This is a genomic window from Nocardia sp. NBC_00403, from assembly GCF_036046055.1.
GTDB lineage: Bacteria > Actinomycetota > Actinomycetes > Mycobacteriales > Mycobacteriaceae > Nocardia.
Genome location: NZ_CP107939.1, coordinates 1,707,331 through 1,720,342 on the forward strand (window position 1 = coordinate 1,707,331; position 13,012 = coordinate 1,720,342).

General features: G+C 66.2%; 14 protein-coding genes. 7 read left to right on the forward strand and 7 right to left on the reverse strand.

Going from position 1 to position 13,012, the window contains the following annotated elements; translation table 11 throughout:
- Positions 1 to 10: 10 nt before the first annotated feature.
- Positions 11 to 1,288, forward strand: a complete 1,278-nt coding sequence (locus OHQ90_RS07415) for a cytochrome P450 (RefSeq protein WP_328408538.1) — start codon at positions 11 to 13, stop codon at positions 1,286 to 1,288.
- 352 nt (positions 1,289 to 1,640) lie between these two features.
- Complete coding sequence (locus tag OHQ90_RS07420) at positions 1,641 to 2,081, forward strand: OsmC family peroxiredoxin (RefSeq protein ID WP_328408539.1); 441 nt, start codon at positions 1,641 to 1,643, stop codon at positions 2,079 to 2,081.
- A 70-nt stretch (positions 2,082 to 2,151) separates the two neighbouring features.
- Here the strand turns inward: OHQ90_RS07420 and OHQ90_RS07425 are convergent, their stop codons facing one another.
- The 4 genes from OHQ90_RS07425 to mhuD form a co-directional block, all read right to left on the reverse strand.
- Positions 2,152 to 2,574, reverse strand: coding sequence for a hypothetical protein (locus OHQ90_RS07425; protein ID WP_328408541.1), 423 nt, complete (start codon positions 2,572 to 2,574; stop codon positions 2,152 to 2,154).
- Positions 2,575 to 2,688: 114 nt separating this feature from the next.
- Entirely contained in the window at positions 2,689 to 3,513 is an 825-nt protein-coding gene (locus tag OHQ90_RS07430) for a CbtA family protein (RefSeq protein WP_328408543.1), read from the reverse strand.
- Positions 3,504 to 3,698, reverse strand: coding sequence for a CbtB domain-containing protein (locus OHQ90_RS07435; RefSeq protein ID WP_328408545.1), 195 nt, complete (start codon positions 3,696 to 3,698; stop codon positions 3,504 to 3,506). Before OHQ90_RS07435 ends, OHQ90_RS07430 begins: the two co-directional genes overlap by 10 nt.
- A gap of 266 nt (positions 3,699 to 3,964) precedes the next feature.
- The gene (mhuD, locus tag OHQ90_RS07440; protein ID WP_328408547.1) at positions 3,965 to 4,279 is read right to left on the reverse strand and encodes a mycobilin-forming heme oxygenase MhuD; all 315 of its coding nucleotides are present in this window, start codon (positions 4,277 to 4,279) and stop codon (positions 3,965 to 3,967) included.
- 1,128 nt (positions 4,280 to 5,407) lie between these two features.
- Between mhuD and OHQ90_RS07445 the strand changes: the two genes are divergently transcribed.
- Positions 5,408 to 6,151, forward strand: coding sequence for an alpha/beta fold hydrolase (locus OHQ90_RS07445; protein WP_328408549.1), 744 nt, complete (start codon positions 5,408 to 5,410; stop codon positions 6,149 to 6,151).
- Positions 6,152 to 6,154: 3 nt separating this feature from the next.
- Here the strand turns inward: OHQ90_RS07445 and OHQ90_RS07450 are convergent, their stop codons facing one another.
- Complete coding sequence (locus OHQ90_RS07450; RefSeq protein WP_328412666.1) at positions 6,155 to 7,033, reverse strand: A/G-specific adenine glycosylase; 879 nt, start codon at positions 7,031 to 7,033, stop codon at positions 6,155 to 6,157.
- 168 nt (positions 7,034 to 7,201) lie between these two features.
- On the opposite strand from OHQ90_RS07450, the gene OHQ90_RS07455 reads away from it, so the two are divergent.
- Both OHQ90_RS07455 and OHQ90_RS07460 read left to right on the forward strand, forming a co-directional pair.
- The gene (locus OHQ90_RS07455; RefSeq protein ID WP_328408551.1) at positions 7,202 to 7,825 is read left to right on the forward strand and encodes a carbonic anhydrase; all 624 of its coding nucleotides are present in this window, start codon (positions 7,202 to 7,204) and stop codon (positions 7,823 to 7,825) included.
- A gap of 122 nt (positions 7,826 to 7,947) precedes the next feature.
- Positions 7,948 to 8,622 carry a hypothetical protein gene (locus tag OHQ90_RS07460; RefSeq protein WP_328408552.1) on the forward strand — a complete coding sequence of 225 codons (675 nt, stop codon included), beginning with the start codon at positions 7,948 to 7,950 and terminating at the stop codon, positions 8,620 to 8,622.
- Between the two features lie 651 nt (positions 8,623 to 9,273).
- Here OHQ90_RS07460 and radA read toward each other — a convergent pair.
- Entirely contained in the window at positions 9,274 to 10,680 is a 1,407-nt protein-coding gene (gene radA / locus OHQ90_RS07465; protein ID WP_328408554.1) for a DNA repair protein RadA, read from the reverse strand.
- Positions 10,681 to 10,792: 112 nt separating this feature from the next.
- Entirely contained in the window at positions 10,793 to 11,461 is a 669-nt protein-coding gene (locus OHQ90_RS07470) for a hypothetical protein (protein WP_328408556.1), read from the reverse strand.
- A 360-nt stretch (positions 11,462 to 11,821) separates the two neighbouring features.
- Here OHQ90_RS07470 and carD point away from each other — a divergent pair, with 360 nt between their 5' ends.
- Positions 11,822 to 12,310, forward strand: coding sequence for an RNA polymerase-binding transcription factor CarD (gene carD / locus OHQ90_RS07475; RefSeq protein ID WP_011206964.1), 489 nt, complete (start codon positions 11,822 to 11,824; stop codon positions 12,308 to 12,310).
- A gap of 2 nt (positions 12,311 to 12,312) precedes the next feature.
- A complete protein-coding gene (gene ispD, locus OHQ90_RS07480) occupies positions 12,313 to 13,011 on the forward strand; it encodes a 2-C-methyl-D-erythritol 4-phosphate cytidylyltransferase (RefSeq protein ID WP_328408557.1) in 699 nt (232 codons plus the stop codon).
- The last annotated feature ends 1 nt before the right edge of the window (position 13,012 follow it).

The window sequence follows — 13,012 nt, forward strand, 5'->3', positions numbered from 1 at the left end:
AGGAGGGATTATGACCGTAGAGACTGCCTGGGCGGAGGCGATGACCTACGACAACCGCGCCGATCCGTACCCGTTCTTCGCCGAGCTTCGCAAAACTCCCGTCGTGCAGGTGGCCGACAACCTCTATGTCGTCACCGGCTACCGCGAACTGCTGGCGCTCGCGCACGACCCACGGATCAGTTCCGACGTCCGCCGCAGCCCGCTGGCAGCCCACCTAGCGGGCGACGCCGAACCGCCCGCGGGCGTCGAAGACTTGCAGGCGCACGGCGGCCGTCAACCGAGCATCATCGTGTCCGATCCGCCGAATCACGACCGGGCCCGCCGGCAGGTGATGCGCCACTTCGGGCCGCCACACTCGCCCGACCTGATCCCGAGCATGGAGCCCGGCATCGTCGGGCTGTGCAACAAGCTGCTCGACGACATCAAAGCCCGAGAATCAACCAGGTTCGACGTGGTCGACGACTACGCCTATCCCGTACCGGTGACAATGATCTGCAAAATCCTCGGGGTCCCCCGCGCCGACGAACCAACCTTTCACGTCTGGATCCGTGACCTGTTGACGGGTCTGGATCTGGGCCCGGATGCCGCCACCGACGAAGGACGGGCCCGCGCAGCAAAAGGCCGAGCCGCCGGTGCGGCACTGCGGCACTACCTCGCCGAGCTGATCGAGCAATACCGTCACCAGCCCGGAGATGGACTGCTGTCGGACCTGGTCAACGACACCGAAGGGCCGGACGGTCCGATGTCACCGCAGGAGGCGGTATCCAACGCGCAGTTGTTGCTCGTCGCCGGCCACGACTCCACGGTCAACACCATCTCCAACTGTGTGATGACCCTGCTACGCAACCCCGGCTCGTTCGAGCTGCTGCGGCAGCGCCCGGAACTAATTCCACGCGCCATCGAAGAAGTCCAGCGACTGCAGTCGGCCGTGCAGTTCTTCCCCAGCCGCAGCGCCACCGACGACATCGAGATCGCCGACACCGTCATCCCGAAGGGCGCGGCGGTGCACCTGATGTACAGCGCCGCCAACCGCGACCCCACCCGCTTCGCCAACCCCGACCAGTACGACCCCGAACGCCCCGACAACGAGCACGTCGGCTGGGGCAGCGGTATCCACACCTGCATCGGCGGCCCGCTAGCGCGGCTCGAAGTCAACCTCACACTGGAAACATTCCTGCGCCGCGTGCAGAGCCCCCGCCTGGTAGACGACCCACCGCCATATCGCCGAAGCCATATCTTCCGCGGACCCCTACACCTCATGATCGACGTCGACCACATCACCGACTGAAGAACACATGGGACTGCCTCGGCTTCGGTTGACTCCAGGTTTACGCATCCGGTGTCTATGTCATCCTTGAAACAGGCTGGGGAGAGCGTATTTCAGTCCCATGGTGCGGGCTGAAGTGACGAGGCAACCTGTCCTCGTGGCCGCAGGTCACACGGTACTGTCGGCCCCATGACCGGCGGTGACGCGTTTAGAGAGCGCACTGGTAACTCACCGGGCAGGGGCCAACTCGGCAACTCGCCTTACCGCCGGCCGCCAACGCCATCCTCGCAGCACCTGAGCCTGGCCTGAAGACGCGGAGAGGCAGGACCGGTAGGTTCGGTGTGTTTCACGTAACAACATCGAAAGGACCGTGATGCCCACACGTACCGCGCGCACTGCTTGGACCGGCTCTCTGCAGGAGGGTTCGGGACAGGTCGAGCTGGCCAGCTCCGGCGTTGGCAAGTACGACGTGTCGTTTCCCAAGCGTGCCGCCGACGATGCCGACGGCACCACCAGCCCGGAGGAACTGATCGCGGCGGCACACTCCTCATGTTTCGCGATGGCCCTCTCGGCGCAGATCGCCAATGCGGGCGGCACCCCGGAGAGCCTGGATGTCACCGCCGACGTCACCCTCGGCCCTGACCTGGACGGCGGATTCCGCATCAGCGGCATCAAGCTGACCGTCCGCGGCAGGGTCACCGGCCTCGACGCCGACGGTTTCGCCGCTGCGGCCGCCGCCGCAAAGGCGGGCTGCCCGGTCAGCAAGGCGCTGACAGGCGTCGACAACATCACGCTGGACGCCGCGCTCGCGTAAGCAGGGTGATTTCCCGGTTCCTCGCACCTGCTCCGACAGCGGTCCGAGGTGCGAGGAACCGAGTGCTTTATCAGGACGACCAGGCGGTACGAAAGTAGCGGCGGGCCGTGGGGTGGTACATCGCGGGGATCGCGATCAGGACGGCGAGAATGTGTCCGGTCCGGAAGATCCCGGTGATCACCGCCGACGGGCTGAGATTGTCGAAGAGATCGCCGATTTCTTGGGCGGACAACGTCGCGGCCGCGGGCTCGATGATCAGCGAGGCGAGTCCGACTATCCCGATGCCGATGGTCAGAACGATGCGGGCCCAACGGGCGCCGTGCGCCATCCGGATGGCGACGCCGAGAACCACCAGGTAGATGACGCCCCGCACCGCTAGGCCGGTGGTGAGAGAACCCACATCGGCGCTGGGGCTGTCGAGATGCACCGCGACATAGGTCAGGGCCTCGCCGACGCCGCAGAGCAGTGCGGCGACGAGGCCGGTGAATGCCACCGAAACAGCGCGCGGTGGGCGCACAGAATGTTCGGCGCGCAAAGGTGCTGGCCAAATGGAAAAGGCAGTGCCGGTCATGAGACCAACACTGCCTTCGACCTTCCGAAGCGCGGATCAGCCCGCGGTAGCGACCTGCTCTCGTACCGGAGTGCTAGGGCGCGTGGCGAATTCGGTGAGTGCCGCGAAGCCCAAGCCGAGGAACGCCCACAACGTGGCCGATTCGGCCAGCGAGGCCGCCCGGAACTGCCACAGCAGGGTCGCGGGGAAGTCGGCCTTTACCTCGTTCACGCCGGGCAGCAGGATATAGCCGACCGCCGCGATCAGCACGAAGGCCCCGACACCGGCGATCAGCCGGAACGTCTCGAGCTGTGTCGCAAGGGCTTTGTAGACGAACACGCCGATGCCGACGGCCGCGAGGCCGAGCAGCACCGCCGCCACCCACAGCCAGGTGCGGTCGTTGATCGTTTCCGGATCACCCACCGCGGGCGGGTTCGCGGGGTACTTGAAGAACGGCACGGCCACGATCGCCGCCCAGCCGCCGACGGCCAGGCCGATCGCGAGCTTGGGGCCCGACAGTGTGGTGTACCGACGCGCGAAATGCGCCGCCGCGGCGAAGATGGCGCCGAACGCCATTCCCGCGAGGCCGAGCGCGAGGAATTGACCAGCCTTCTGTCCGCTCCGGCTGACCAGCGGTTCTTCCTCGTCGCCGTGTGAATGCCCTGCGGTCGACTCGGCATGCGCCGCTTCCGCAGCGGAATTGGCCTCTTCGATGGCAATGGCAGCGTCCACCTTGGGCTCGCCGACGAAGTAGCCCACCGTACCGGCCAGCAGGCCGGCGATGAGGCCGGCCAGCAGGCCACGTAACAGCAGGGTTTTGAGCGAACCGAGCAGTGGGACGGCAGCCGGCAGAGTCGGCGAAGTAGGAGAATTCAGTGACATGGAACACCGAGCAGGTGACGTCCGTCGTGCATCAGCTCATGCATGAACATCCCGCTACGCGAGATGGCCCCCTGGTCGAATCCGACCAGGTACAGCGTGAGGAGTGCGAGAAGAACGACGCCCACAGCGATGAGCAGTGTGGCGAGTGAATCGGTTGCCCGGCTCGGTGAATGCGCGATGGCCATTCGAATCCTCCTAGGGATGCGCGTCCCGTCGAGTGGTCGGTGCGATGGTGCCGGCGTCTGGCTTTCCGGCACCAGGACTCGAAAACGACCCGTCGATGCATGGAACACAGTGGCGCGACCGCTCCGGATTTGCACCGGAATTACCGCGTCACCATCGCGTTTATCTCCTCGAACTGTGACACCTGCGAGTGCCCGACGTCAATACGGCCGCCGGGTTACCGACGCCACGGTGGGCGAGTCAACCGGCCGGGTGCGCCGGTCTCGCCTCAGGAAGCGGGTTTCGCGGCGACGTCGAGCACGACCTCGAATTCCAGCAGCGACGCACCCGTGGAAACCGGCTTCTGCCGCTCGCCCGCATGCGCCTCACGCGCAGGCCCATCCCGCCACGCCGCGAAGGATTCCTCCGAATCCCACTGGGTGACAACGAAGTACCGGTTCTCGCCGGCGACGGGGCGCAACAATTGGAAGCCGAGGAATCCCGGCGAGCCCTCGACCGCATGCGCGCGGTGAGCGAACCGCTTTTCCAACTCGGGGCCCGCGCCCTCAGGGACCTCGATTGCATTGATCTTCACAACTGGCATTGGTTGATTTTGCAGCGCCTGCGGCGCTGCGTGTTCGCGGGGCTGTGTTTTTTGGCAGCGCCTTCGGCGCTGCGTGTTCGCGGCCCCCTTGGTCTCGCTTCCGAGCCGTCGAGACTCGCGACTTCGTCGCATGCGCTTCGACGGCTCGGAAGCGAGACGGGCCGCGAACTTTAGTGCTCGGTCTCGCTTCGCTCGGAAGGCGTCATTGTGCCGGGTGGGTGCGTTGGTAGTTGAGCTTGCGACTTTGGTTTAGACGCTTAGGGGGCTGTCGGCGCTCAGGGGGCTATAGGTGGGATGCGCCCCGAACTCTGTGCTCGGGTCTCGCTTCGCTTGGAAGGTGTCATCGTGCCGGGTGGGTGCGTTGGTAGTTGAGCTTGCGACTTTGGTTTAGGCGCTTAGGGGGCTGTCGGCGCTCAGGGGGCTATAGGTGGGATGCGCCCCGAACTCTGTGCTCGGGTCTCGCTTCGCTTGGAAGGTGTCATCGTGCCGGGTGGGTGCGTTGGTAGTTGAGCTTGCGACTTTGGTTTAGGCGCTTAGGGGGCTGTCGGCGCTCAGGGGGCTATAGGTGGGATGCGCCCCGAACTCTGTGCTCGGGTCTCGCTTCGCTTGGAAGGTGTCATCGTGCCGGGTGGGTGCGTTGGTAGTTGAGCTTGCGACTTTGGTTTAGGCGCTTAGGGGGCTGTCGGCGCTCAGGGGGCTATAGGTGGGATGCGCCCCGAACTCTGTGCTCGGGTCTCGCTTCGCTTGGAAGGTGTCATCGTGCCGGGTGGGGGCGTCGGTAGCTGAGCTTGCGACTTCGATGGATGGGTCTCGGGCCGCTGTAGAGGTGGGATGCGCTGCGAACTCTGATGCTCGGTGTCGCTTCGCTCGGAAGTGTGCCGAGTGGGGCGTCGGTAGCTGAGCTTGCGACTTTGGTGGACACGCCTTGGCTGTTGTGGTGGGGGCCTCGGGCCGCGAACGCTGGTGCTGGGTGTTGTTGCGTTCGGAAGGCATCGTCGTGGTCGTGGGAGTGCGGTTTGATGGGGAGGTCGCGACTTGTTGCATGCGCCTGCTGCGCGCTAGTGGTCGCAAATGGTGCTCGTAGGGTGGGTCGTGGTCGCGTGATCGGCGAACGTATTGTCGCTTTCAATGTTGCATGACGAAGGTGGGGCAGGGGTTCCGATCCTGCTGTTGCACGGGTTGATGGGCAGTGCTCGCACCTGGGGTGGTCAGCTGGAGTGGCTGCGGGGGTTCGGGCATGTCTATACGTTCGATGCTGCTGGGCACGGTCGACCGGCGCCCGCTGAACTCACCACCGAGGCGTTTATCGAAGACTTGGCGGCGGCGACCGCGCAGATCTCCGAGCCCATGGTTGTGATCGGGCATTCGATGGGCGGGTTGCACGGGTGGGTCTTTGCTGCGGCCTATCCCGATCGGGTGCGTGCGCTGGTTGTCGAGGACATCGCACCGGATTTCACCGGACGGACGGCTCAGGATTGGGCGGCGATGATCGAGGCGTGGCCGCCGTTTCCGGACGAGGATGCGGTGCTGGATTTTTTCGGTCCGGTCGCTGGGCGGTATTTCCTGAATTCGTTCGAGCGCGGGGCGGACGGCTATCGGCTGCACGGTTCGGTCGAGACCTTCCGTGATATTTCCGAGGAGTGGGGCACCCGCGATTTCTGGGCGCAGTGGAAGGCGATCACGGTGCCCGCGCTGCTGATCGAAGGCGAATTCACCATTACGCCGGCGGGGCAGATGCGGCAGATGGCCGTCGTCCACCCGGACGCCGTCTATGTGAAGATCCCGAACTCCGGCCATCTCGTGCACGACGACCAGCCCGAGCGGTACCGCGCCGAGGTCGAGGTGTTCCTGCGCCGGGTCCTCGGCGAGTAGCTGTCAACCGACCGGTTGCCCGCCCTCGCCCGCGAGCGCGAACAGGCCCTCGGCGGTCTGCTCGATCAGTCCGTCGATGAGCAGCGAATCCAAGGCGCGGTCGCGTTGGCCCGGGTCACGAGTCCAGGCCAGGTCGAGGCGGACCCGTTCCACCGGTCCGGTGGCATCGCGCAGTACATCGAGCAGCCTGCCCCGAGCCTGCCGGTCGGTGCCCTCGTACTTCTGGGTGCGCCGAACCACCTCCGACACCGGCCGCCCCGAGGCCACCCACGCGCACTGCGGCAGCGGGCAGCGATCGCAGTCGGGGGTTCGCGCGGTGCACACCGTCGCACCGAGTTCCATCAGCGCCGCGGAAAATACCGCGGCCCGATCGATCTGCCGCGGCAGCAGCGCCTCGGTCTCGGGCAGATCGCGCGCGGACGGGTTGCCCGCCGCCGCGCGGCCGTGCACCGCGCGAGCCACGACTCGGCGAACATTGGTGTCCACCACCGGAACTCGCTGACCGTAGGCGAAACAGGCCACCGCGCGCGCGGTGTACGCACCGATCCCGGGCAGCCCGAGGAGTAGGTCGACGTCGGTGGGCACCTCGTCGCCGTACTGCTCGGCAAGCACCCGCGCGCATTCGTGCAGCCGCAGTGCGCGGCGCGGATATCCGAGCTTGCCCCACGCGCGCAGCACCTCGGCCTGCGACGAGGCGGCCATCGCCGAGGGCACCGGCCAGCGGGCCACCCACTCGCGCCAGATCGGCTCGACTCGCACCACCGGCGTCTGCTGCAGCATGATCTCGCTCATCAGAATCTGCCACGCCGTTACCTCGGCCCGGCGCCAAGGCAGATCCCGTGCGGTGCGCTCATACCAGTCCAGCAACACCTCAGCGTCGATGCTCTTGTGCGCCGAGTTGCTCTTGCTCGGTGCACCCGCGCCCTTGTGCGCTGCGCCGCTCTTCGGCACCGCCCTCACCGTTCCTCGTGTGTTTCGGCCAGTCGATATTTGCCAACCCGTAACGAAACGAACTCGCTGGTAACCAATCTGATGTGCACAATGGTCGGTATGCCTGATTCCAACCCGATCAGTGCCTGGAAATCCCTCCGCGAGGGCAACGAGCGCTTCGTCAACGGCAGTCTGCTGCATCCTAGCCAGGGTGCCGTGGACCGAGCCAAGCTCGTCAGTGGCCAGCACCCGTCCGCAATCCTGTTCGGTTGCGGAGACTCCCGCGTCGCGGCCGAGCTCATCTTCGACCAGGGCCTCGGCGACATGTTCGTGGTGCGCACCGCGGGCCATGTGGTCGACAGTTCGGTGCTGGGGTCGATCGAATACGGCGTGCAGGTGCTGAACGTGCCGCTCATCGTGGTGCTCGGACACGACAGCTGTGGCGCAGTGAAGGCCACCATCGACGCGCTGGACGGCGGCGAGGTGCCGGGCGGGTTCATTCGCAGTGTGGTCGAGCGGGTCACGCCGTCGATTCTGATCGGTCGCAGGGAGGGTCTGTCCACCGTCGACGAGATGGAGGCCAGGCATGTGGTGGAAACCAGCAGGCTGCTCATGCAGCGCTCGATGATCATTTCGCAGCGGGTGGCCACCGGCGAGTGCGCGATCGCCTGTGTGACCTACAAGCTGGCCGACGGTCGGGTGGAGCTGCAGCGTGTCGTCGGCAACATCGGCGAGCTCGCCTGAATCGATCACTGGAGCGTTTCCCCAGCGTGCGGGGCCGAATTCGGTCGCCACGTTCGCCTTTTCCGCCCCGACACGCCGGAGCCCTGAGTCGCTGCGCCCGATCGTGCCCTTACCGTTGAGGCGTGCTGGAACCGAATGGACCGCTGCCTCCGGAGATCTATTGGCGTCGCCGCGTTCTTGCCATCGGAGTCCTGGTCGTGGCGCTCGCGCTGGTGATCTGGCTGGTGGTGATGTTCGCGCGTGGCGGTGATTCCCCCGTCAGCGCCAAGGCGGCGGCGAGCTCGTCGTCGGTGACCAAGGCTGCCGAAGGCTCGTCGGTCAAGCCCTCGACCAGCGCGGAATCGAGTGCACCGAAGGCCTCCGGCAGTGCGTCCGCGACGCCGAGCGGCAGCCCGGTGGCACAGGGCCAGTGCCCGGATCAGTCGCTCGCCGTGCGGGTGACGGTGGAGCAGCCCACCTACAAAATCGGTGAGACGCCGGTGTTCGGCATCGTGATCACCAATATCTCGACGTCGCCGTGCTCGCGCGATGTCGGCTCGGGCCTGCAGCAGGTTTCCGTGCTCACCCTCGACGGCCAGCGCAGGCTGTGGTCGAGCACCGACTGCTACCCGGATGGCCAACCCGATGTCCGGACGTTGAACCGCGGCGAACAGGCGGCCTTCACTGTCACCTGGTCCGGCTCGACGTCACAGCCCAACTGTGCAGGCGACCGCGTGCCGGTGCCTGCGGGCGCGTATGCCGTTGTCGCGCAACTCGGTTCGGTACGTAGCTCGGTAGAGCCTTTCAACATCGCTTGAGTTTTTTGCAGCGCCTTCGGCGCATGCGCTTCGACGGCTCGGAAGCGAGACGGGCCGCGAACTTTAGTGCTCGGTCTCGCTTCGCTCGGAAGACATCATCGTGCCGAGTGTGGGCGTTGGTAGTTGAGCTTGCGACTTCGGTTTAGGCGTTCAGGGGGCTGTAGACGCTCAGGGGGCTGTGGAGGTGGGATGCGCCCTGAACTCTGGTGCTCGGTCTCGCTTCGCTTGGAAGGTGTCGTCGTGCCGAGTGGGGGCGTTGGTAGTTGAGCTTGCGACTTTGGTTTAGGCGCTTCGGCGGCTGTGGATGTGGGATGCGGCCCGAACTCTGGTGCTCGGTGTCGCTTCGCTCGGAAGGTGTCATCGTGCCGAGCGGGGGCGTCGGTGACTGAGCTTGCGACTTCGGTGGATGGTCTTCGGCTGTTGTGAAAGGTGGGACGGCCGCGGACGCTGGTGCTGGGTCTCGCTTTGCTCGGAAGGTGTCATCGTGCCGAGGGGGTGCGTCTGTGGTGATGGTTGCGACTTTGGTGGATGCGTCTCGGGCGCATGTGGCATGGGCCGGGCCGCTCATTCTGGGCTCGAGTTCCGCTCGGAGTCTGTGTTGTAGCGAGTGCGGGCGCGGTGGCGACGTCGCGAGGGTGGTGGATGTGCTGGTTAGAAGTCAGCCGCCTTCTCGGCGGGGGCCTTGCGGGGTTTGCGGAGACTTGCGAGGCGGATGGCCGATTTCAGGTCGGTGACCTCGTGGACTTTCATGCCGCTCTTGGACCGCTCCAATCCGGGTGGCACCAGAGCTGTGGTGAAGCCGAGTCGTTCGGCTTCGGCCAGTCTGCGCGCGATTCCGGTCACCTTGCGCACCTCGCCTGCCAAGCCGACCTCGCCGAGAATTACCCAGCCGGGTGGCAGTGCGATGTCGGATTCGGCGCTGGCGATGGCCAGCGCGATGGCCAGGTCGGCGGCGGGCTCCAGCAGCCGCATGCCGCCGACCGTCGCGGCGTAGACGTCGTGTTTACCGAGGAAGACTCGGCCGCGGCTCTGCAGTACAGCAAGGACCATCGCGACCCGGTTGTAGTCGAGGCCGCTGACCGCTCGGCGTGGCTGCGGAATCTCGGTGTTCACCGTGAGCCCCTGGACCTCGGCGACCAGCGGTCGTTTGCCGTCCATGGCCACGGTGACCGCGGTGCCGGGCACCGAATCGGTGCGGTGGTGCAGAAACAGCCCGGACGGGTCGGTGACGCAGGCGATGCCGTCGTCGTGCAGTTCGAAGCAGCCGACCTCGTCGGCGCCGCCGAAGCGGTTCTTGATGCCGCGCACCATGCGCAGCGTGGAGTTCTTGTCGCCCTCGAACTGCAGTACGACATCCACCAGGTGTTCCAGGGTGCGCGGGCCCGCGATATTGCCGTCCTTGGTGACGTGTCCGACCAGCAGCACCGCGATCCCGCTCGCCTTGGCGAGCGAGGTCAGCGCCGCGGCCACCGCGCGCACCTGGGTGACGCCGCCGATGGTTCCGTCCACATCGGGCGCGAGCATGGTCTGCACCGAGTCGACGACGAGCAGCGAAGGACGCACCTGCTCGACATGCCCGAGCACCACCGAAAGATCCGACTCCGCCGCGAGGTACACCCGCTCGTGCACCGCGCCGGTGCGGTCGGCGCGTAGCCGGACCTGACCGGCCGACTCCTCCGCGGTGACATACAACGACTTCTCGTCGCGCTGATTCGCCCACCGATGGGCGACCTCGAGCAGCAGCGTGGACTTGCCGACTCCCGGCTCGCCGGACAGCAATACGACCGATCCCGGGACGATGCCGCCGCCGAGCACCCGATCGAGCTCCGAGACGCCGGTCGGCCTGGCCTGTGTCACCTTCGAATCGATCTGCGAGATCGGCGCCGCCGCGGTGCTGGGCAGCATCGCCCGTCGCCCCGCGGGTGCGCCCGCACCGCCCGCCGACCCGGCTACCTCGTTCACCGTGCCCCACGCGCCGCACTCCGGGCACTTGCCCACCCACTTGGCGACCTCGTGCCTGCAGGCCGAGCACTGGAAGATCGACTTGGTCTTTGCCACAGGCGCACCTTACGTACCACGTCCGACAACCGGACTGGACAGAAAAGAAAACGGCTGCCGCGCCCTGCGCGACAGCCGTGTTCACCCCGCGCGACGGCGGGTCACAACCAGCTCAGTGGCTGCCCTTGGCGGGCTCGGCCGCGCCGGACTTGTCGGACTCGTGCCGCTCGGTTCCGGTGCCGGCATCGACGGGCACCTGGACCTGAACGGTGCCGCCCTGCTTGAAATTGAACTTGACGGCGTAGGTGAGGCCCGGGGTGATGTCCCTGGTCAGGCCGCTGATCTCGATGGTCGCAGGCTTGGCGGCCGGATCCTGGGACGGCTTGTCGCCGGTGGCGGGCGCACCGTGCCCGGTCGTCGGCGCCGCGTCATGGGCATCGGGCTTGGCCCCGCCGTGCTCGGCGGACGCTCCCGCAACAACGGTCTGCTGCGGCGCGATCTCGAACTTCGCATCACCCGCGGGCCCGGTGATTTTCACGGAGCCGAGGTCGGTGGTGATGCTGGTGAGCTCGTCCGGAACCGACTCGCTGTTGTTGATGACCGACAGCGCGATGAGCGCCTTGCCGCCCTGCACATTGTTGTAGCCCTCGCCGGGGTAGACGATGTGCACGTTGCGCAGCGAGATCTTGTTGATGTCGGCGTGGTTGCCGTTCACGGCGGCGACCTGCGTCGCGGTCTGTGAGATCTGGCCTGCACCGCAGCCGGACAGTGCGAGCGCCGCTCCGGCGGCGAGTGCGGCAACCGTCACCATGCGACGTCGCGCCCCCTTCGAGGCGGTCACAGCTTTCAGGGCAGTCACGGGTTGTCCCTCCATGTCGACCGGGCACACTCCGCTAGGGAGAGTAGTAACTAGGGAGCGTAGTAGTTGGCTCAACCGGGCGGGCGCGGGGGCTCGCGACTCGCGGGTGGTTGATAACAGTTCGGTCGAATGTCGCCGGGTTGCGCGGGTGCTGCCGGCCGCACTGATCGGCCGATGTGGTAATCACGCCGGTCGTTAACTCGTTCTGGCACAACGTAATGCACACCAGGTGGGTTATGTCAACCCCCGCGATGTGCTCGTTGTGGCCCTGACCTGCACCGTTGATCGCGCCGTTACCGAGTCGCATGTTAAACTGTGAACATCGAAAGGGGCACGGGACACATGATTTTTAAGGTCGGAGACACCGTCGTTTACCCCCACCACGGAGCGGCGCTGATCGAAGCAATCGAGACTCGCACCATCAAGGGTGAGCAAAAAGAGTATCTGGTCCTGAAGGTCGCCCAAGGTGACCTGACTGTGCGCGTTCCCGCAGAGAACGCCGAGTATGTCGGCGTGCGTGACGTAGTTGGCCAGGAGGGTCTCGATCGAGTCTTCCAGGTGCTGCGGGCGCCGCACACCGAAGAACCGACTAACTGGTCTCGTCGCTACAAGGCCAACCTGGAGAAGCTCGCCTCCGGCGATGTGAACAAGGTTGCCGAGGTCGTCCGCGACCTGTGGCGTCGTGAGCAGGACCGCGGTCTGTCCGCGGGTGAGAAGCGCATGCTCGCCAAGGCCCGTCAGATCCTTGTCGGTGAACTCGCGCTTGCCGAGGGCACCGATGACGGCAAGGCCGAGACGCTGCTCGATGAGGTTCTCGCAGCGGCTTCCTGACCGTGAATGTTGTACACAACGGCGGTTGCGTCGTTGCGTTGGTACCTGCCGCCGGCCGTGGCGTTCGTTTGGGTGAAAACACGCCCAAAGCGTTCGTCGCAGTCGGCGGCACACCTATGGTCCGACTGGCCGTAGACGGCCTGATCGCCTCCGGGGCGGTCGACCGAGTCGTGGTCATGGTCCCCGCCGAATTCGTGGAGAGCGCCGTCGCCCTACTGCCTGCCACGGACTCGGTGCAGGTGGTCGTCGGCGGCGCCGAGCGCACCGACTCGGTGCGCGCCGGCATCGGCGCGGCGCCGGACGCTTCCTACTTCCTCGTGCACGACGCCGCCCGAGCCCTGACGCCGCCCGAGCTGATCGCGCGAGTCGCCGCCGAGTTGCGCGCGGGCCACCGCGCGGTGGTCCCCGCGCTGCCCGTCGTCGACACCATCAAGTCCGTCGATTCGCACGGCGCAGTGACGGGCACCCCCGACCGCGCGGGCCTACGCGCCATCCAGACCCCGCAGGGCTTCGCTGCCGATCTATTGCGCGCTGCCTACGCGACCGATGTCCAGGCCACCGACGACGCCGGGCTCGTCGAGCTACTCGGCACCCAGGTGCGCACGATTCCCGGAGACCCATTGGCTTTCAAGATCACCACTCCGCTCGATCTCCTGCTCGCGCAGGCGGTGCTCGACCGCATGGATGCGAGGACATCGTGAG

What these genes read in the sequence shown, in the direction of transcription:
- OHQ90_RS07455 (WP_328408551.1), top strand. Translation starts at nt 7,202, where the DNA reads ATGCCTGATTCCAACCCGATCAGTGCCTGGAAATCCCTCCGCGAGGGC.
- carD (WP_011206964.1), top strand. Translation starts at nt 11,822, where the DNA reads ATGATTTTTAAGGTCGGAGACACCGTCGTTTACCCCCACCACGGAGCG.
- OHQ90_RS07420 (WP_328408539.1), top strand. Translation starts at nt 1,641, where the DNA reads ATGCCCACACGTACCGCGCGCACTGCTTGGACCGGCTCTCTGCAGGAG.
- OHQ90_RS07415 (WP_328408538.1), top strand. Translation starts at nt 11, where the DNA reads ATGACCGTAGAGACTGCCTGGGCGGAGGCGATGACCTACGACAACCGC.
- OHQ90_RS07430 (WP_328408543.1), bottom strand. Translation starts at nt 3,513, where the DNA reads ATGTCACTGAATTCTCCTACTTCGCCGACTCTGCCGGCTGCCGTCCCA.
- mhuD (WP_328408547.1), bottom strand. Translation starts at nt 4,279, where the DNA reads ATGCCAGTTGTGAAGATCAATGCAATCGAGGTCCCTGAGGGCGCGGGC.
- OHQ90_RS07435 (WP_328408545.1), bottom strand. Translation starts at nt 3,698, where the DNA reads ATGGCCATCGCGCATTCACCGAGCCGGGCAACCGATTCACTCGCCACA.
- OHQ90_RS07445 (WP_328408549.1), top strand. Translation starts at nt 5,408, where the DNA reads ATGTTGCATGACGAAGGTGGGGCAGGGGTTCCGATCCTGCTGTTGCAC.